The organism is Streptomyces inhibens, assembly GCF_003389455.1.
Taxonomy (GTDB): Bacteria; Actinomycetota; Actinomycetes; order Streptomycetales; family Streptomycetaceae; genus Streptomyces; species Streptomyces inhibens.
The window spans coordinates 1-18105 of record NZ_QUAC01000203.1 but is presented as its reverse complement, the minus strand read 5'-3'; the positions used below and the strand labels follow the sequence as shown (position 1 = coordinate 18105).

The following is an 18105-nucleotide window of genomic DNA, read 5'->3' as shown; positions in this document are numbered from 1 at the left end:
GGGCCCGCGGCTAGGTCGCCGCGGGCCCCAGGGCCATGAGGCGTGCGGAAGAACCCCGGCCGACCGGCCCCGGCCGCCCCGCAGCCCATCGGTGTCGCCGGGGGACGGTTACTCGCTCACCAGCCCCTGCCACTCCGCCACCATCAGCCGCCCGTCACCATCCCGGTCCAGCGCCGCGAAGGCCTCCTCCGCCTGAGCGTCCGAGAACCCGGTCGCGCGCTGCAGAGCCATGAACTCCTCCCGGCTCACCACACCGTCCCCGTCGGCATCGGCCAGTGCGACGGTCGCGGCGACCGACGGCCCCACCACCTTGCCGATCACCCCCGACCCGGCGGCACGCGTGAACGCCTCGATGAACCGGTCAAGGTCCAGACGCCCCTCGACGTCGAGGTTCGTCAGCGCAGCGAGCTGCTCGAAGGTGTTGCGCATCCCGGCATGCAACGCCTGCGCCTTGGCGGACTCCGCCGGCTCGCCCACCGCTTCGGTCAGCCGCCGCGCTCGCTCGGTGAAGTCCTGCACCGTCAGGTAGCCGTCGCCGTCGGTGTCGTACATGGAGAAACGGTGCTCATACTCCGCGCGCAGGGCATCGGTGATCATGCGTCATCCCTTCTGGACGTGTGCGGCTCCCGGCGGAGCCCGGAGTGGCGGCCGATCGCGGTCGCCGCGATCACCACCAAGAGCACACTAGGTCGCGATGTCATAGCTGACGGTTAGCGAGAAGGGTGTGGCTGACCGGCCGATCGGGCGCGGCCTCTCACCCGATCGCGCCACGCCGGGACGACGGCGCCGAGCATCACCCCGGCGGTGAGGACGAAGGCCCACGGATACCCGGTGCGCCCCGCCAGCACCCCGAACCCCACCGCGCCGATGCCCATACCCGCGTCGTAGGCGAAGTTCCACAAGGCGCTGACCGTCCCGTAACCGGATGCCGAAACTCCGGCGTACATCAGCGTCAGGGTCGCGTTCTGGGTGATGCCGAACCCGATGCCGAACAGGGCCACGCCGGCGACGACCGCGACGGGGTGCTCGGTCAGCGCCGTGACCAGCACTCCGACGGCCGAGACCAGCAGGCCGGGAAGGACGAGACCGGCAGGCCCATGCCGGTCGCCATGACGGCCTGCCGCCCAGCGAGCCACCGTTGACGCAGCGGTCTGCACGAACAGCGCCACGCTGACCACGCCGGTGAACGCCGGCGCTACAGCCAGCGGAAGGAAGGTCACGATGATGCCGGCCGCCAGAGCGGTCGTCGCGAAGACGACAGCGGGCCGGATCAGCGGACCCGTGCGGAATCCGGTGACCATGCCGACCGGCCGCCCCGGCATCAACTCCCGGTCGGGCAGACCCGGTACCGCGACGATCGCCATCAGCGCGACCACACCCGCGGCGACCGCAACCGGTGTGTATCCCACATGCGAAGCGAGCCATACGCCCAACGGCAGACCCACCAGCGACGGCAGACCGGACACGATGCCGACCAGCGCGAGCCCCTCACCACGGCGCTCGGCCGGAATCAGCGATGCCGTCAACGCACCCCCCGCGACCACCGTGAAAGCGAACCCCAGGCCCCGCAGGAGACACACCGTCACGGTCCATGCCATGCTCGGGAAAGCGGTCAGCACCAGCGCGGGCGCGCCGAGCAGGAACAAGCCCGCGATCAGCGCCACGCGGTAGCCGTGACGGGCGACGAACCGTGGAGCCGCCAGCTCGCCGACGACCGTGGACAGCATCAGCGCGCCCGTGGCCGTCCCCGCGGCGTCGCGGCCCCCGCCGGACGCCGTGGCGTACAGCGGAACGACCGACAACAGCAGGAAGAAGCTGGCCGAAGCACCGATCATGCTCACAAAACGCAGCATCAGGGCGCGTGTCACCAGCGGCGGGCGCGGACCGGCGGGACCGGCCGGAGCGACATGGCCAGGTCCGTGGCCCGGGTGCGGTGGGGGAGTCTGTGAGTCCTTCGACGTGGTCATACAGCGCACGCTAGGTTTCCGGCGGACCACCGATAAGCTCCAATTCCATGCCCCTGCAGTGGTCCGGTCTGTCGCCCGCTCTCTTCCTCGCCCTCGACCGCGAGAGCCTCGAACCGCTCCGTGCGCAGCTGGAACGCCGGGTGCGGGACGCGATCCGCACCGGACGCCTGGAGGTGGGCGAACGTCTGCCGTCCTCCCGCGAACTCGCCCGCAGCCTCGGGCTGTCCCGGGGCCTGGTGCAGGACTGCTACGCCCAGCTCCAGGCCGAGGGATATCTCGTCACACGCGTCGGCTCCGCCACCCGCGTAGCCGCCGGCGCGTGCGGAGCACCTGCCACCCCAGTACCACCCGCCGCATGTCCGCACCTGCTGGCCGACTTCAAGTGGGGCGTCCCCGATCTGCGGTCCTTCCCGCTCGCCGACTGGCTGTGGGCGATGCGCGAGGCGGCTCGGACCATGCCGACGGCGGCCCTCGACTACGGCGACCCGCGCGGCGACGCACACGTGCGCGACGTCGTGGCCGGATATCTGCGGCGGGTACGCGCCGCCGCGGCGGATCCGGAACGGATCGTGGTCTGCTCCGGCTATGCCCAGGGCCTCGGCCTGGCCCTGCGCGCCCTGGCCCGGACCGGCATCCGCACCGTGGCCTACGAGAACCCCGGCTCACCCGCCACCGTCTCCTCGGCGGCGTCCGCGGCGGGACTTTCGGCGATCCCCGTTCCGGTCGACGCACACGGCATCGACGTCCAGGCCCTGTCCGCGACCGAGGCGCGCGCGGTGGTGGTCACACCCGCGCACCAGTGGCCCACCGGGGTGGTGCTCGCCCCCGAGCGACGGCTGGCGCTGATCGAATGGGCGGTACGCCGGGACGCCGTGATCATCGAGGACGACTACGACGCGGAGTTCCGCTACGACCGGGAACCGGTGGGCGCCCTGCAGGGGCTCGCCGCGGACCGGGTGATCGCCATCGGCACCGTCAGCAAGTCGCTCGCGCCGGCGCTGCGCATCGGCTGGCTCCTGTGCCCGCCCGCCCTCGTCGACCAGATCATCGACAACAAGCGGCTGAGCGATCGCGGCTCACCCACGCTCGATCAGCTCGCCTTGGCGACCATGATGGAATCCGGCCGCTTCGACCGGCACCTTCGCCGGATGCGTACGACCTACGCGGCCCGGCGCACCGCGCTGCTGGCAGCGCTCGCCGAACACGCCCCCGACGTCACGGTGACGGGCCTCGCGGCGGGCTTCCACGCGGTCGCGCAGCTGCCCGCACCGACCGACGAGCAGCACCTCATCGCCGCCGCCGAGGCCCGGTCCGTCGGTCTGTACGGGATGAGCGCCTGCCGTGTCACGGCGCCTCCGACCGCGCCACCCACGACCGCGCCATCCACCACCACGCCGGTTCAACTGGTCCTGGGATTCGGCAATGTCGGCGAGCGGGCCATCACGGCCGGTATCGCGGCGGTGGGCGATCTGCTCAGGGGCCGCGTTCTCAGTCCTCCGCCCGCTGCGTGACCGTCGCCTCGGTGCCGTCTCCCAGGAACTCGTACCACCGGCGTTGCAGGCAGACGTAGCGCGCATCCGCTTCGGCGAGACTGAGGAAGGCGGTAACGGTCTCCGCAAGGCGCTGCTGCAGCCCGGTGTCGGCCAGCTGCCCCTCCTCGGTGAACCCCTGATGGGCCGAGGCAAGACTGAACATGTCCGGATAGACCCGGGTGCCGAGGTGCTCCAACGGAATCCTCAGCGTCCACAGCCCACGATTGCCGCCGATCAGCGACGGCGAGGCGGAGACGAGCAGCGCATGCTTGGTCTTGAACGGCTGCGGCCGGACCCGGGAGACCCAGTCGATCGCGTTCTTCACCACCCCGGGCACGGAACCGTTGTACTCGGGGGAGGCGATCACGAAGGCGTCGCACCACTCAAGCCGGTCACGCAGCGCCAGCGCGCCGTCCGGCAACCCCTCCGCGGCCTCCATGTCACCGTCGTACAGCGGCATCTCGAATTCGCGCATCGTGGCGAGATCGACGGCGGCACCGGCTTCGGTCATCATGCGGGCCACGAGGGAAGCCAGGCGGACGTTGAACGATTCGGCCCGCAGGGAAGCGCCGAGGACAAGGACTCGCAGCGGGCCGGGGTGTGCTTCCGTGGGCGGCATGGGAACGTCCTTCCGGCACATGAGGGGGTGTGCCGGCAGCGTAGCCGCGCCGGGCCGGCACATTCGGTACCTTCCGCCCATGTCCTGATCGCCGACGGCAATCGGGCTACGGTCGGATCTTCGGCTCGGCGCCCTGCCGACCGTAGGCGGTGATCAGGAGGCTGAAGCGGATGCTGGTTCTCGGGCGCTCGCAGGTCGAGGCGCTGCTCGACACGGACACGTTGATCGACGCCCTGGCGTCGGCGATGGCGGACCTCAGCGCGGGCCGCGCCTCAGCACCCGACCGGGTAGCCGCGCTGGTGCCCGAACGGGACGGATTCCTGACGGCCATGCCGGGTTTCGTGCCCTCGGCCGGGGTCCTCATGAGCAAGCTGCTCACCCTCTTCCCGCACAATGCCGGCACACCACTGCCGACCCATCAGGCACTGATCGTCGTCTTCGATCCGGACACCGGCGAGCCCGCGGCGTTGCTGGACGGAACGGCGATCACCACGGCGCGCACCGGCGCCTGCTCGGCACTCTCGGCACGGCTGCTGGCCCGCGAGGACGCCTCGGTGCTGGCGGTCCTGGGCACCGGCGAACAGGCCCGGTCGCACGCCGCGGCGATGTGCCGGGTCCGTCCGATCCGGCAGATCCGTGTGGCGGGCCGGGACCGGGCGAAGGCCACCGCCCTGGCCGGCCAACTGTCCGCCGAGCTCCAGGTCGATGCCCGGGCGGCGGCCACATACGCCGAGGCGCTCGACGGTGCGGACATCGCCGCCGCGACCACCCACGCCACCGACCCCGTGATCCGCCGCGCCTGGCTGACGCCAGGGGTGCATGTGACCTCGGTGGGATTCAACCCGGACGGCCGCGAGATCGATGACGCCACGGTCGCCGAAGCGCTGGTCTGCGTCGAATCGCGGCAGGCGGCGCTGGCCCCCTTCCCCGCGGGCAGCAGCGACCTGCTGAACCCGATCCGCGACGGCGTCATCACCGAGGAGCATGTGCACGCCGAGCTCGGCGAACTCATCGCCGGCAGCAAACCGGGACGCTCCTCGCGGGACCAGATCACCCTCTACAAGTCGGTCGGTGTGGCGGTGCAGGACGCCGCCGCCGCGGCCCTTGTCGTCGCGGCTGCCCGGAAGCAGTCCGTCGGGACGGAGATCCGCTTGGCGTGACACCCGCCGCCGAGACGCAGGGGAAACGGTGGCCTGACGGGCGGCCGGTGCGCCGGCTCGCTACAGCAAGTGCTCGATTCTGATGGGCAGTTCGCGTACGCGGCAGCCGGTGGCGTGGAAGACCGCGTTGGCGATGGCGGCGGCCACCCCGACCATTACCAGCTCGCCCAGGCCCTTGACGCCAAGGGGATTGACGACGTCGTCCCGGACCTCCACGTACTCGATGTCGACGTCGGGGGCGTCGGCATTGACCGGTACGAGGTACTCGCCCAGGCCGGCGTTGGCCCACCGGCCGTCACGGGTGTCCACCAGACTCGACTCCAGCAGGTCCTGGCTCAGGCCCCACATCATGCCGCCCATGACCTGACTGCGGGCCGTCTTGGCGTTGAGCACCCGCCCCGGGGCGTACGCGCCGCTCAGGCGCCGCACGCGGACGATACCCAGTTCGGGGTCGACGGCGACCTCCGCGAACTGCGCGCCGAACGTGATGAGCCCGTACGGCAGGTCGGGCGGCGGCGGATTCCAGCTGCCCAGCGCATCGAAGTCCGTCAGGAAGCGGCGCTGCATGAACTCGCTGTACGCTTCGCCGACGTCCGGGCGGTCGCGCAGGTACATCCGGCCGTCGTGCACCACGACGGCGGCCCGGTCCACGCCGTGCGGCGGAGAACCGGTGTCCTCGACGGCCTGGTCGATCAGCTGGTCGCGGAGCGTGGTGGTGGCGATGTGCACGGCGGCGCCGGCCATACCGGAGCCCGCGGAGCCGACCGTGGCCGCGATGTTGGGCAGGTCGGTGTCGCCGTACTCGAAGCGCACCTTGTCCAGTGGCAGCCCCAGGCCGTCGGCGGCCACCTGGGTCATCGCGGTGGTCACCCCGGTGCCGAACTCCTGGGTGGCGGCCTGCACCACGGCGGTGCCGGTGAGATCGAGATGTTCGCGCAGCGCGTCCAGCAGGCTCACACGGGGCTCCAGCTCCACGACATGGTCTGCTCCGTTGACCGTCAGCCGCACTTCCGCCGCGTCCGGCCCGCGCGTCTCCATCGCTGGAGCCTCGGTGACGGACGCGGCTCCTCGTTGCTCGGACACCGCGCTCTCCTCGTGTCTGACAACCCGTGTCGACCCTCGCCCCGGCCCACGGACCCCGCAACCGCGGGAACGGCGGCATCACGGGGGAGCCGACCACGGACCCGGCCGGGCCCGAGGAACGCGGCTCACTCCGATGGAGGGCCTCGACGCGCTTCAGCGGCCCTGCGCGGCCTTCACGTTGTCGCCGAACGTCCATGCCTTCGACCCGTCCCAGTTGATCGACCAGGTCATCAGGCCCTTCAGCCCGTTGTGATACGTGTTCCAGGCCTGGGTCACCAGGTCCGGCGGCAGATAGCCGCCGCCGGCGCCCGGTTGCGCCGGCAGTCCCGGGACCTGTTTGTCATAGGGGACCCTGATCGTCGTGCCCTGGACGACCAGCCCCTTGTCCAGGCAGTCGGTCTGCGCTGTGAACCCTTTCGATCGTGCCGGCGGAGTACGAGTCGCCGGAGCACCCGTACATGCTGCCGTTGTAGTACTGCATGTTCAGCCACCAGAGCCGGCCATTGTCGGCGTACTTCTTCACGACGGGCAGGTACGCACCCCAGATCGAACCGTAGGTCACGCTGCCCCCGGTGACGTAGGCCGTCTCGGGTGCCGTCGTCAGGCCGAAGCCCGGGAGCCTCTGGGCGAGCACACCGTCGATGATGCGCATCAGGTTGGCCTGCGAGACCGACAGCCGGCCGATGGTGCCGCTGCCGGTGAGGCCGGTCTCGATATCGATGTCGACGCCGTCGAAGTGGTACTTCTTCAGGATCGGCACGATGGTTTCGATGAACCGGTCGGCGACGGTGCCGGAGTTGAGGTCGATACCGGCCGACGCACCGCCGATGCGGGTGTCGGTGAGCGGAGTCCATCCGGACGCGATGTCCGACCGATCACGCCGTGCTCCCTTCGTCGTATGACGAGCCGTCACCGAGTTGCTGCGCGCGTCCAGGGCGGCGTGCCGGTGGGGGACGCACCTACCTCCTGGACCGTGGGGCTGGAGACGTGCGTGGCATGATGCGCCACACGGTAAATTGGTCCAGACCTATCGTCAAGTGTCTTGAATCGGCAGGGACTTGGTGCTCAGTGACGGACGCGGGCGATGAGCAGGGCGACATCGTCGTAGTCGTGCGGGTGCCGCAGGGCGTGCAGCAGACGGTCGCAGGTCTCCTCCAGGTTCCGGCCGGGGGTGCCGAGGAGGGTGAGCAGCACGTTCAGGCGGGTGTCGATGTCCTGGTCGCGGGTCTCCACCAGGCCGTCGGTGTAGAGGACGAGCTGGTCGCCGGGTACCAGGCCGATGGTGGTGGTGTGGAAGGGGACGTCGCCGACGCCGAGGGGGGCGCCGGTCGGCAGGTCCAGGAGTTCAGGGGTGCGGCCGGGCCGTACGAGGACGGGGGGAAGGTGGCCGGCGATGGCGATCCGGCACTCGCCGTGGTGCGGGTCGTAGACCGCGTAGACACAGGTGGCGATGGACTGTTCCAGGCCGGTGCTGCTGCGGTCGACATGGTGAAGTATCTGGGCGGGATCGAGGTCGAGGTCGGCGAGGGCGCGGGTGGTGGTGCGCAGCTGGCCCATGGTGGCGGCGGCGTTGATGCCGCTGCCCATGACGTCGCCGACCACCAGGGCGGTCTTGTCACCGGCCAGAGGGATGACGTCGAACCAGTCGCCGCCGACCTCGCTGGCCGCACCGGCGGGCTGGTAGCGGGAGGCGATCTCCAGGCCTGGCTGGGGCGGCGGACGCTGGGGGAGCAGACTGCGCTGGAGGGTCAGGGCGGTGGTGCGTTCCCGCTGGTACCCGCGGGCGTTGTCGATGGATACCGCTGCCCGGTTGGCCAGCTCGCCGGCCAGGACGAGATCGTCGTCGTCGAAAGGCAGCGGATTACGGATCCGCTTGAGATCCAGGGCGCCGAGCACGGTGCCGCGGGCGATCAGCGGCACCGCCAGGTAGGAGTGCAGGCCGGCCCGGGCCAGGATCGCGGCGGCCGCGCTGTTACGGGCGATGTACGGCAGATCGCTCGCAGTGACGTGCGGCACGAGCACCGGGATGCCGGTCGTCACACACCGGGTGACCAGCCGGTCGGCCTCGTACCGGGCGGGTTCACCGACCGGGTCGGCGGCGCGGACCGCTTCGGTGGCGTACGCCGATGCCATCGCCAGCGCGCGGAACACCGAAGGCCCGGACGCTGATGGCTCCAGGGCGCTGGGATGGTTCAGGGCGGTGTCGAGGAGGTCGACGGCGGCCAGGTCCGCGAGGTCGGGGACGACGATGTCGGCGAGTTCGCGGGCGGTCTGCTCAAGATCGAGGGTGGTACCGATCAGCACGGAGGCATCGGCGATGAGGGCCAGGCGCTGGCGCGCATGGTGCGCCTCGGTGGCGGCGCGATGGCGGTCGGTGACATCGATCACCGATCCGGCGATCCCCAGCACATGGCCGCCCGGGACCTCCAACCGGTAGAAGGAGACCGACCAGGCGTGGTCATTATCAGGGTCGGCCGGGGTGCGACCGACGACCGACTGATCGACCACCGGGACTCCGGTCGCGAGGACCTGGCGCATCACGGCCTCGAGCGCCTTGGCGTCGACGAAGGGCAGGACCTCGTGGATACGCCGGCCGATGTGCTGGTCGGCGGGCACTCCGTTGATGCGCTCCAACGCCGGATTGACGGCGACGTAGCGCAATTCGGTGTCCAGGACGGCCAGCCCGATCGGGGACTGCGAGACCAGCCGGGTGGACAGGGCCACGTCCCGCTCAACCTGGCGCAGGGTCGCCTGGTCGGTGGCGAGCCCGAGCGCATAGAGGTCGCCGCGGTCGTCGGTCAGCCGCATGTTGCGGAACTCCAGCAGCCGGGTGCTGCCGTCCTTGTGCCGGACGGGGAAGACCCCGGACCAGGTCTCCCCGCTGTCCATCACCCGGGCGAACAGCTGCAGCACAAGATCGAAGTCCGCTTCGTCGACCAGCAGCCGCGCGGCGTGCCGGCCGAGCGCCTCCTCGGCGGTATAGCCCAGGAGCTGTTCGGCCTGCGGGCTCCAGAGCACGATCCGCCCGTCCGCGTCGAGGACAACCGCCGCGACGGCCAGTACGTCCAGCAGACCGCCGGGCGGCGACGGCTCCGCCCTGGCGCGGCCGGCCGGGCCGGGGCCGGCCTGGAACGCATCGGTGCCCATACGAGCCGCTCCTCCTCCCGTCCGCCGCGGCGACGCGCGGTCCTCCGGTGTCGATGAACCGACTCCCGCCCGAAGGTCCGGGGTGTCTTCATCCTCTCTCGGCACCGGCGACCGCCGCAGCTTCGCCGGGGGAGGGCGCGGGGTGAGAGCCGGCCGAGGCCGGATCCGGCCAGCCGGTCCCTCGCCGGCCGGGTGCCGCACTGCTCAGCGGCCGCCCGTGTCGCCTTCCTGGAGGCGGGCGGCGACACCTGCCACATCGCTCCCGATGTCCAGGACATCGTTGATGTCGAGGCGGGGCGTCGTGGCGCCGTTCACCCCGGCGAAGAACACATCGAAGTGGCCCTTGCGCGTCTCCAGGTAGCCGGCTGTGGTCTCGGCGCCCACGGCCAGCCGGTCGTTGAGCGCGTCGGCCCCCGCCACGGTGCCCGTCTTGGCGAAGACCTTGCCGCGTGCCGGGCAGTGGCGGCAGGAATCCGCCAGGCTTCCGTCGACGCCCAAGATGGGCAACGACGTGCGGAAGCGCTCCGCCTCGCGGGTGTGCTGCCAGTACGTCAGGATCTGCGCCAGGGCCCGCGGCGTGGTCCGGTCGACCGGATTGCTACCCCGGCCGTCGGCGAGCTGCACGGCCTTGCGGTCCACCCGCGCGCCGTCCAGGAACTTGGCGAGCACGGGGAAGCCGGCCTCGCAGTCGGAGCTGCCCGCACTCGTGGCCATCAGGCAGATCCCGAGGTTCGCCCCGAGGTTGTGGCTCACCTTGAAGATCAGCCTGGCGTACTGCGCGTACGGCGGTGAGGTGTACCGGGCCACCGTGGGGGCGCTCCGGTACGAGTCCGGCAACCGGTCGGCGGGGTTGCGGCCGACGGCAGCCGCGCTCACCTCGACGCCCACCCGCTTCAGCGCCTCGATCATGGCGGTCCGGCCAAAGGCGTTCGGGTCCTTGATGTTCGACACCCGCAGGACGGGGGCGGAGCCGGCGGCAATGGTGCCGGACAGCTGGATGCGGGTGCCGTTGGCGGACGCGCTCACGCTGATGTCGGTGGGTTTGCCCGCCGCGACGGTCCGTACGGAGGACGTGACGCGGTAGGGCGCGACTTTCGGGCGCCACTCCAGGCGGGCGGGGGCGCCCGCCTTGTCGCCGGGGGAGGTCAGCAGATCGATGACGTTGTCGTTGATGATCAGCGGTGTGGGGGTCGGGTCGAGTACCGGGTCCGGCTGGAAGAGGCGCGCATCGACGATCACATCGCCGTCGACCCGCCGGATTCCGGAGTCGCGCACCTGCCGCGCCAGGTGGTCGATGCCCGCCAGCGGGTTCTGCGGGGTGAGCGTGGCTCCCGGAATGATGTTGGCGTAGGTGTGGTCGACGGTGCTGAAGGCGACGCTGCCGTCCTTGCGTGTCCTGCCGCCGAGGGTCAGATCACCCTGGGCGACCAGATCCAGGTCGCCCAGGAGAGCCTTCTGACGTAGCCGTCCGACGGCATGCACCGGCGTGACGAAACGGTGGTCGCCGCCAAGGGCGTGCCATGTGCCGCTGACGCTGAACAGCTTGGCCACCGACCCGGGGACGAAGAACTGGTCGGCGTAACGGGACCGGGTCACCTCACCCGTCTCCGGGTTCTGCTGGACCAGCCCCCACTGGGCGTGCCGGTAGTCAGGCTTCCGCATGATCGCGGTGATGCTCGGATCGAGGCCGTCCTCCGGCGTTGGCGGCGCCAGCTCAATGAGGCCGAAGACGACGATGCCGACGGCCAGCAAGAGGCCCAGGGTGCGGACGACGCGGCGTCGGGCCCACCTTCGCGTGACGGATGGTGACATGCGGACTCCACCGGTGGTGTGTTCCACCAGGTAAGTGGTGGGATGCGCCTTTGAAGCTACTGCTCACCGCCACGGGACGGACATGGCACGTCCGATGGGTCCCTCGGACGCCACAGCGCCGGAGCGCCCTAGCGCAACGTCAGCAAAAGTAGACGACCAGACGGACGTTGTCGTCGCCGTGCAACCCGGCCAGCGTGCGCATCACCGAGAAGACGGGCTCCCACTTGTCCGAGTCCTCGAAGACGAGCCGGCGCGGGGTGAACACCACGGGCCGGTACACGTATGCGCCCCACTCGATCTCGGCGCCCTCCGGCCAGTCGTGGGGAGCCGTCCTGTCCTCGCCGAAGCGGTCCGCTGCCGCGTCATGGACGTCGATCGGTGGCCATGCGAACGCGTCGAAGTCGAGCGTCCCGTCGGGGCGGCGACGCCATCGCTCCAGGTGGTAGAAGGCGGCCCGGCCGTTCTCCATGCACGGCTCGTCCCAGTCGACCGCCGCGATTTCGGCCCAGGTGGCGTAGGAGTGGCTGTGTTCGGCGGTGTCCGGGTCCTCGGCGTCCAGGCGCAGCTGTGATGTGGCGTCGGCGGGAAGGCCGCGCCGGCCGAAGAGCGGCACGATGTCTTCGGCGCAGGAATACCCGAAGAGACAGTCCCAGGAGAGCTCGTCGCCTCGGCCGTGACGGAGCTCGTACAGCGACAGGATCACCTGCCACGGCGAAGCGCTCGCCCATGACTCCTTGCCCCACAGCCGGCACTCGATGACTCCGTGTATGTCCACTCCCATGAGCGCTGACTCTATGGGAGCAGTCGGTGCTCCTGCGGGTGTTGAAGTTTCAGCCGGGAAGACTGCCGTCCGGATACGCTGCCGGCCACCCTGACGGCAGACGGCAGACGGCAGACGGCAGACGGCAGACGGCAGACGGCAGACGGCAGACGGCAGACCGCAGACCGCACCCGCAAGGTGTTCGCCCACGGTGACGCGGGCCTCGTGACTGCCGCCCGCCGGCGGTGCGTGCCCGCCGGCGGTGGGGCGAGCCGTTCAGCGCCCGGCGACCGCCGCCGCGAGGGCGAGGATCCGGCGGGCGTCCTCGACATGCAGGTTCTCGATCATCCGGCCGTCGACGGTGACGACTCCGCGGCCTTCGCGGGTGGCCTCGTCGAAGGCGTCGATGATCTTTCGTGCGCGTTCGACCTGCTGTTCCGACGGGGCGAACACCCGGTTGCACGGTGCGACTTGCGAGGGGTGGATGAGCGTTTTCCCGTCGAAGCCGAACTGGCGGCCCTGAACGCACTCGGCCTCGAACCCGTCGAGGTCCTGCACGTCGTTGTAGACCCCGTCCAAGATCACCTTGCCGGTTTCGCGGGCCGCCAGCAGCGCCAGCGACAGACCGGTCAGCAGCGGCGCACGGCCGGGGACGTGCTCGGCGTGCAGCTCCTTCGCCAGATCGTTGGTGCCCATCACCAGCACCGTGAGCCGTTCGCTCGCACCGGCCACCGCGCGGGCGTCCAGCATCGCCCGCGGGGTTTCGACCATCGCCCAGATGGCCGTACGGTCCGGAGCGCCGGCCGCCTCGAGCGCCCGCTCGATCTCCCGTACGGTCTCGGCCGAGTCCACCTTGGGTACGACCACCGCGTCCGGGCCGGCCTCGGCCGCGGCCCTCAGATCGTCGGCGTGCCAGGCGGTACCGGGCCCGTTGACCCGGATGGTCACCTCGCGGTGGCCGTACTCACCCGAGGCCGCCGCGGCGGCGACCCGCTTGCGGGCGTCGGCCTTCGCGTCGGGGGCGACCGCGTCCTCCAGGTCGAGGATGAGCGCGTCGGCCGGGAGGGACTTGGCCTTCTCCAGGGCGCGTTGGTTGGCACCCGGCATGTACAGCACGGAGCGGCGGGGCCGCAGGATCGGGTCGGGCACGGAACTTACTCCTTCTCGGCAGCGGTGTAGGCGTCGCGCAGTTCGGGGTCGCGTGCGGCAAGGGTGTCCGCGAGCTGGGCGACCACCTGGCACTGCTTGTAGGTGGCGTCGTCCTGCATCTTGCCGTCGATCATCACGGCGCCGGTGCCGTCGCCCATGGCCTCGATGACCCGGCGGGCCCAGGCCACGTCAGCGGGCGAGGGCGAGAACACCTTCTTGGCGATGGCGATCTGCACCGGGTGCAGGCTCCAGGCGCCGACGCAGCCGAGCAGGAACGCGTTACGGAACTGGTCCTCGCAGGCGGTGGTGTCCTTGATGTCGCCGAACGGCCCGTAGTACGGCAGGATTCCGTGCGCCGCGCAGGCGTCCACCATGCGCGCGATGGTGTAGTGCCACAGATCCTGCTGGAAGGTGGCCCGCGGCGCGTCGGCGTCCTGGGCGTGCGGGTCCTCGCGGACGAGATATCCGGGGTGGCCGCCGCCCACCCGCGTGGTCTTCATCCGCCGGCTGGCGGCCAGGTCGGCGGGGCCGAGCGAGATGCCCTGCATACGGGGGCTGGCCCCGGCGATCTCCTCCACGTTGGCGACGCCGCTGGCGGTCTCCAGGATGGCGTGCACCAGGATCGGCCGCTGGATCCGGGCCTTCGCCTCCAGCTGCGCGAGGAGCCGGTCGATGTAGTGGATGTCCTCGGCGCCCTCCACCTTGGGCACCATGATCACATCCAGCTTGTCGCCGATCTCGGTGACCAGCGTCAGCAGGTCGTCCAGCGCCCAGGGCGAGTCCAGGCTGTTGATCCGGGTCCACAGCTGCGTGTCACCGAAGTCGGTGGCCTTGGCGATCTTCACCAGCCCCGACCGGGCGGCCTCCTTGCGGTCGGCGGCGACCGCGTCCTCCAGATTGCCGAGCAGTACGTCAACAGTGGGGGCGATGGACGGCACCTTCGCCGCCATCTTCTCGTTGCCCGGGTCGAAGAAATGGATCATCCGCGACGGCCGGAACGGAACGTCATGCACCGGGGTCGGTGCCCCGACGGCCAGCGGGCGGAAGAAGTCCTTCGGAGAGCGCATGCAGTCTCCCTGATCGGATCGGATCTGAGGGGCGGGAGCCACCGCCGGGCATCCGGCGGGGTCACCGGCGATCACTCTAGAGGTGCGGGACGGTGACGCTACCGGCCAGTACATGTGCTGTTGGTCACCGAGGGCGAGGAAGCCGGCGCACACCGGGCCGGTCGGGTGAACAGCTGCGCACCGAGCCGCGTCCGCATGCCGTGCCGCTGGGCGGTCCCGTCGAGGGCGACCGTACGTCCAATGTTCGGTCGCCTCTGGGCGCCCTTGGACGCCGTTTCTTATGGCGGCCCTGCGTCTCGTTGAAAGCACGCGGCAGCCCGGGAGCAGGCCGAGCGCGGCTGTCAGAGCCATGAGAATGACGGCATGAGGGCTGAGCATGAGGACTGAGTATGAGCACTGAAGAGGGCACCCCGCTCGCCGACCGCGTTCTGCTCATCGAGAGCCGTGCCGACGAGGGTGTTCTCGCGGCCATCGGTCGAGGGCTTCCCCGGCGCTCCGTGACATGAATTCGCCGGCCGGGCCGGCAGGCGACGTGGTCACGCCGACCGTCACGGTGACGTCAACCGTCTCCGGGTCGGGGAGCCGGGACGGCACCACCGTCGCGATGATCCGGGTCGGGCTCTTGACGGTGATCGGGCCCGCGGCGGTGGTGTCCTTGAACCGCACGGCCGCCCCCTGGGCGAAGCCCGAGCCGTCGATGGTGACCTGGGTGCCGGCCTTCCCGCTGCGCGGGGCGACCGCGCTGACGACCACGGGTGCGGGTCCGTCGTAGGCGAACCGGATTCAGGCACCTGGCCCAGTCCCGGGCCGGGAACGCCCCCGCCGTCGGGGACCGTTCACCCTCCGAGCGGGGTGGTCTCGGCCGGCGATGGCGTCCCCCTTTGTGGTGTGGCCGATCAAGCCGCGGGATCGCGCGGGCGTGTGCCTGGGGCGAACAACGCTTGCTTGTAGCTGCCTCCTGGGTAAAGGGCAGGCCACCGTGGCACTTTCCCTGAGGAACGGACAGGGCAACCCCGACACACTCCCGCTCACCGAGGGCGTGTTGCCAACGATGTTGTCCGCGATAGGAGTTGCTGCGCGCCCCGCCGGTAAACGATCTTGCTGCGTGCGTGGTCACAGCGGGCCATTGAGATACTCCGGCAATGGATACGCGTGCGAGGGCGGACGGAGTACGGCCGCGCCAGGCGGCGCCGGGGTTCGAGTCGGGCCGTCCCATGGATTGGGCGCTGCGTTCCGCAGAGCCGGCGGATGTCGAGGCGATCGGGGAGCTGCGGGCGACGGTGATGCGCCCGGACCTGGAGCGGTTGGGACGGTTCGACGAGCGTCGGGTCCGGCAGCGGCTGCGGGATTCCTTCTCCGCGCAGCACACGTCGGTCATCGTGGCCGATGGCGCCTTCGCGGGCTGCGTCACCGTGCGCCCGGCCGAGGACGGGCGGTGGCTGGAGCATTTCTATCTCGCCCCGGGCCTCCAAGGCCGGGGGCTCGGATCGGCTGTCCTGCGAACACTGCTGAAGCAGACCGATGCCGACGGCGTGCTCGTCCGCCTGAATGTCCTGCAGGGCAGCGCCGCCCGGAGGCTGTACGAGCGCCACGGGTTCACCGTGGAGGTTCAGGACCCGATCGACATCTACATGGTGCGACGGCCGGGTGCGGGCTCCCTCGGAACGTGAAGAGGATTGTGGGTGTTCATGGGGTGTGTCGTGCGTACGGGCCCGTGCGTCCTTGTCGCATCCTGCCTTCACCGGCATCTCCCGCTCACATCTCGGCGACCTGATCGAGGAGTTGGCCGCCCCGTGGACCGCACGTTGCGAGTCCGCGTTGCAGGACCGGCGAGGCCGGAAGCGTAAGCGGCAGGCCGGAGCCGGGCCGAAGCGCAAACTGGTCTTCACCGACCGGGTTCTTGTCACCCTGGTCCACCTGCGGCTCCAGCTCCCTCACGCCGCGCTTGCCGAGCTGTAGGGCCTGGAGAGGTCCACCATCACCCGGGCGATCGGGGAGATCCGTCCCTTGCCGGCCCGGCGGGGGTACGCGATCCGCGACCGCCCCGGTATCCGGCTGCAGTCATTACGGAAGAGCGGCCAGAACCAGCTGGATGGCCAGTCAGCGATTGAGGCGCTGGTACACGTCGACCGCTGCTCGGGTGATGCCCGGCCGGGTCAGGCCCGATGGACGAGGAGTTCGGTGTTGCGGTCCACCGGGGCGCCCGCCATTACTTCGTGGACGCCGGAGGACATGCCGGCGGCGAGGCCGGGGGCGTTGTAGGACAGCTCGCGGTAGAGGGAGGCGAGGCCGACGGCCGACAGGTCGTCGAAGTCCGTGCGGTGCGGGGCGGCGGACTCGATGAGGGTGGTGAACAGGGACAGGGTCCCGTCGTGGTTGTCGACCAGTTCGATGAGCCGCGCGTGCTGCGGATAGTCCACGTGCGAGGCGGTGTTGACCTCCCAGAAGGAGCGGGCCGCGGTCGGGTGCGGGTGCGGGGTGATGCGGTTGACGTGGCTGTGGCCGTTGATCCATGCCACGACGTTCGGGAACCGGCTCAGCAGGGCGATGACCTCTTCGCCGTCGTGGCGCCTCTCGTCCGTGCGCGCGGCATCGGGGCGCCGGGTCATGCTCGGGCTGTGGTGGTGGCTGAAGACCAGGATGTGCGCGTCATCGGCCCCGGCGTTGCGCACCAGACGGCCGTCCGCGTCGTAATGACGGGAACTGTGCGCGGCCAACGTCCGCTCCAGCCAGGCGAGTTGCTCACTGCCCAGCGAGCCCTCGAAGTGGCCGCTGCGGTAGGTGGTGTCGATGCTGATGCCGAGGACGCCCTCCGCGACGGTGAAGGAGTAGTACATCCGGTCGTCGTCCAGGTGGTTCTCGGTGTATCCGTGCCCGACCGGTCCCGCGCCGGCGAACGCCGGGTTGAGGTGCGCGCGCAGATAGTCGTGCGGCGTGGCCATCCGTCGGCGCTCGTCGGCGGTCACGGCCCGTGCTCCGGCCTTGTTGCGGTTCAGGATCTCCTTGAGGACGGTGCTCTTGGGGTCGCCGCCCGTCTTCAGCACCTGGGCGAAGGCGGCCGCGTCGGCGTCCGGTACGGAGAAGATTTTGCGCGCCCCGGTGATGTACTCCGCCAGCACGGGGTCGTGCGGGGTCAGACAGCCACCGGGCAGGTCGTCGTGGTTGCCGGGCGTCGAGTACCAGGGAATGCGCAGGCCGGGACTGACCACCGGGCGTATCGCGGCTTCGAGGTAGCCGGGTATCCGCGGCAGGCCACGCCTCTTGTCCTGGTCGCGCAGGGCGTCGTCCGGGTGCCAGTACAGCGGGAGGCCGGAGTTCTGCACACCTTCGTACGACCCCGGGTCACCGGTGTTGGGGGTGATCCGGCCGCCGCTCATGAGGGTGAGGAACCACTCCAGCTCCACCATGGAGTTGTTGTCGATGTTGTCGCCCGTGGACATCACGAACGCCGCCGGCCGCCCGGTGTGGGGTCCGCCGCCGAGCGCGTTGACCTGCTCCACCAGCGAGACCGCACCGGCCACCGACAACGCCTCCTGCCCCCGCCACGACCCCGGCGACAGACTGCGCAGGTACTCCGTACGCAAAGGGCTCTGGACATCCGACACATGGAGGTCGGTGAACTGGACGAAGCACGCCAGGGCGGTCCGCCGGTCCTGTCGTCCGGCCCCGGCGCGGGCGAGTTCGGGCCGGACGACCAGGGGCCATCCGGGGCCCGAGGTGAGGCGCCGGTAGGCACCGCTGCCGGCGAGGCGGGCCGCCGTGTGCAGCGTCGTGGTGCCGTACGGTGCCGCCCGCCCGGCGCCCGGGCG

Annotated in this window: 15 protein-coding genes and 1 pseudogene; 4 read left to right on the top strand and 12 right to left on the bottom strand. The window is 70.5% G+C overall.

Annotated features, from left to right (window positions below; genetic code table 11):
* Positions 1–108 precede the first annotated feature (108 nt).
* Together DY245_RS25265 and DY245_RS25260 are read right to left on the bottom strand one after the other, a co-directional pair.
* Complete coding sequence (locus DY245_RS25265; protein ID WP_128509526.1) at positions 109–597, bottom strand: EF-hand domain-containing protein; 489 nt, start codon at positions 595–597, stop codon at positions 109–111.
* 113 nt (positions 598–710) lie between these two features.
* Entirely contained in the window at positions 711–1967 is a 1257-nt protein-coding gene (locus DY245_RS25260; RefSeq protein WP_128509525.1) for an MFS transporter, read from the bottom strand.
* 47 nt (positions 1968–2014) lie between these two features.
* On the opposite strand from DY245_RS25260, the gene pdxR reads away from it, so the two are divergent.
* Positions 2015–3478 carry a MocR-like pyridoxine biosynthesis transcription factor PdxR gene (gene pdxR, locus DY245_RS25255; RefSeq protein ID WP_128509524.1) on the top strand — a complete coding sequence of 488 codons (1464 nt, stop codon included), beginning with the start codon at positions 2015–2017 and terminating at the stop codon, positions 3476–3478.
* On the opposite strand, the gene DY245_RS25250 is transcribed toward pdxR, so the two are convergent.
* Complete coding sequence (locus DY245_RS25250) at positions 3456–4118, bottom strand: NADPH-dependent FMN reductase (RefSeq protein ID WP_128509523.1); 663 nt, start codon at positions 4116–4118, stop codon at positions 3456–3458. The two genes, pdxR and DY245_RS25250, sit on opposite strands and share 23 nt — an antisense overlap.
* 170 nt (positions 4119–4288) lie before the next feature.
* On the opposite strand from DY245_RS25250, the gene DY245_RS25245 reads away from it, so the two are divergent.
* Positions 4289–5278, top strand: a complete 990-nt coding sequence (locus tag DY245_RS25245) for an ornithine cyclodeaminase family protein (RefSeq protein WP_128509522.1) — start codon at positions 4289–4291, stop codon at positions 5276–5278.
* A gap of 60 nt (positions 5279–5338) precedes the next feature.
* On the opposite strand, the gene DY245_RS25240 is transcribed toward DY245_RS25245, so the two are convergent.
* The 8 genes and pseudogenes from DY245_RS25240 to DY245_RS25205 all read right to left on the bottom strand — a co-directional run bounded on the left by DY245_RS25240 (position 5339) and on the right by DY245_RS25205 (position 15049).
* Positions 5339–6361 (bottom strand): molybdopterin cofactor-binding domain-containing protein, encoded by a 1023-nt coding sequence (locus tag DY245_RS25240; protein WP_244943248.1) that lies wholly within the window; start codon positions 6359–6361, stop codon positions 5339–5341.
* Between the two features lie 153 nt (positions 6362–6514).
* Positions 6515–7223 (bottom strand): annotated as a pseudogene (locus DY245_RS25235) (glycoside hydrolase family 18 protein); the annotation flags it as partial.
* Between the two features lie 203 nt (positions 7224–7426).
* Positions 7427–9508 carry a SpoIIE family protein phosphatase gene (locus tag DY245_RS25230; protein WP_128509521.1) on the bottom strand — a complete coding sequence of 694 codons (2082 nt, stop codon included), beginning with the start codon at positions 9506–9508 and terminating at the stop codon, positions 7427–7429.
* A 204-nt stretch (positions 9509–9712) separates the two neighbouring features.
* Positions 9713–11320, bottom strand: a complete 1608-nt coding sequence (gene dacB / locus DY245_RS25225) for a D-alanyl-D-alanine carboxypeptidase/D-alanyl-D-alanine endopeptidase (protein WP_128509520.1) — start codon at positions 11318–11320, stop codon at positions 9713–9715.
* Positions 11321–11459: 139 nt separating this feature from the next.
* Entirely contained in the window at positions 11460–12101 is a 642-nt protein-coding gene (locus DY245_RS25220) for a hypothetical protein (protein WP_128509519.1), read from the bottom strand.
* Between the two features lie 255 nt (positions 12102–12356).
* Positions 12357–13229, bottom strand: coding sequence for an HpcH/HpaI aldolase/citrate lyase family protein (locus tag DY245_RS25215; RefSeq protein WP_280525000.1), 873 nt, complete (start codon positions 13227–13229; stop codon positions 12357–12359).
* Positions 13230–13234: 5 nt separating this feature from the next.
* Positions 13235–14296, bottom strand: coding sequence for an HpcH/HpaI aldolase/citrate lyase family protein (locus tag DY245_RS25210; RefSeq protein ID WP_128509518.1), 1062 nt, complete (start codon positions 14294–14296; stop codon positions 13235–13237).
* Positions 14297–14728: 432 nt separating this feature from the next.
* Complete coding sequence (locus DY245_RS25205) at positions 14729–15049, bottom strand: IPT/TIG domain-containing protein (protein WP_244943247.1); 321 nt, start codon at positions 15047–15049, stop codon at positions 14729–14731.
* A 461-nt stretch (positions 15050–15510) separates the two neighbouring features.
* Between DY245_RS25205 and DY245_RS25200 the strand changes: the two genes are divergently transcribed.
* Both DY245_RS25200 and DY245_RS25195 read left to right on the top strand, forming a co-directional pair.
* Positions 15511–15966 carry a GNAT family N-acetyltransferase gene (locus DY245_RS25200; protein WP_128509527.1) on the top strand — a complete coding sequence of 152 codons (456 nt, stop codon included), beginning with the start codon at positions 15511–15513 and terminating at the stop codon, positions 15964–15966.
* 52 nt (positions 15967–16018) lie between these two features.
* Positions 16019–16255 carry a hypothetical protein gene (locus tag DY245_RS25195; RefSeq protein WP_128509516.1) on the top strand — a complete coding sequence of 79 codons (237 nt, stop codon included), beginning with the start codon at positions 16019–16021 and terminating at the stop codon, positions 16253–16255.
* Between the two features lie 197 nt (positions 16256–16452).
* Here DY245_RS25195 and DY245_RS25190 read toward each other — a convergent pair.
* On the bottom strand, positions 16453–18105 hold a 1653-nt coding region (locus DY245_RS25190), incomplete at its 5' end, for a TIGR03767 family metallophosphoesterase (RefSeq protein WP_128509515.1).

What these genes read in the sequence shown, in the direction of transcription:
- DY245_RS25200 (WP_128509527.1), top strand. Translation starts at nt 15,511, where the DNA reads ATGGATTGGGCGCTGCGTTCCGCAGAGCCGGCGGATGTCGAGGCGATC.
- DY245_RS25250 (WP_128509523.1), bottom strand. Translation starts at nt 4,118, where the DNA reads ATGCCGCCCACGGAAGCACACCCCGGCCCGCTGCGAGTCCTTGTCCTC.
- DY245_RS25220 (WP_128509519.1), bottom strand. Translation starts at nt 12,101, where the DNA reads ATGGGAGTGGACATACACGGAGTCATCGAGTGCCGGCTGTGGGGCAAG.
- DY245_RS25245 (WP_128509522.1), top strand. Translation starts at nt 4,289, where the DNA reads ATGCTGGTTCTCGGGCGCTCGCAGGTCGAGGCGCTGCTCGACACGGAC.
- DY245_RS25265 (WP_128509526.1), bottom strand. Translation starts at nt 597, where the DNA reads ATGATCACCGATGCCCTGCGCGCGGAGTATGAGCACCGTTTCTCCATG.
- dacB (WP_128509520.1), bottom strand. Translation starts at nt 11,320, where the DNA reads ATGTCACCATCCGTCACGCGAAGGTGGGCCCGACGCCGCGTCGTCCGC.
- pdxR (WP_128509524.1), top strand. Translation starts at nt 2,015, where the DNA reads ATGCCCCTGCAGTGGTCCGGTCTGTCGCCCGCTCTCTTCCTCGCCCTC.
- DY245_RS25210 (WP_128509518.1), bottom strand. Translation starts at nt 14,296, where the DNA reads ATGCGCTCTCCGAAGGACTTCTTCCGCCCGCTGGCCGTCGGGGCACCG.
- DY245_RS25230 (WP_128509521.1), bottom strand. Translation starts at nt 9,508, where the DNA reads ATGGGCACCGATGCGTTCCAGGCCGGCCCCGGCCCGGCCGGCCGCGCC.
- DY245_RS25260 (WP_128509525.1), bottom strand. Translation starts at nt 1,967, where the DNA reads ATGACCACGTCGAAGGACTCACAGACTCCCCCACCGCACCCGGGCCAC.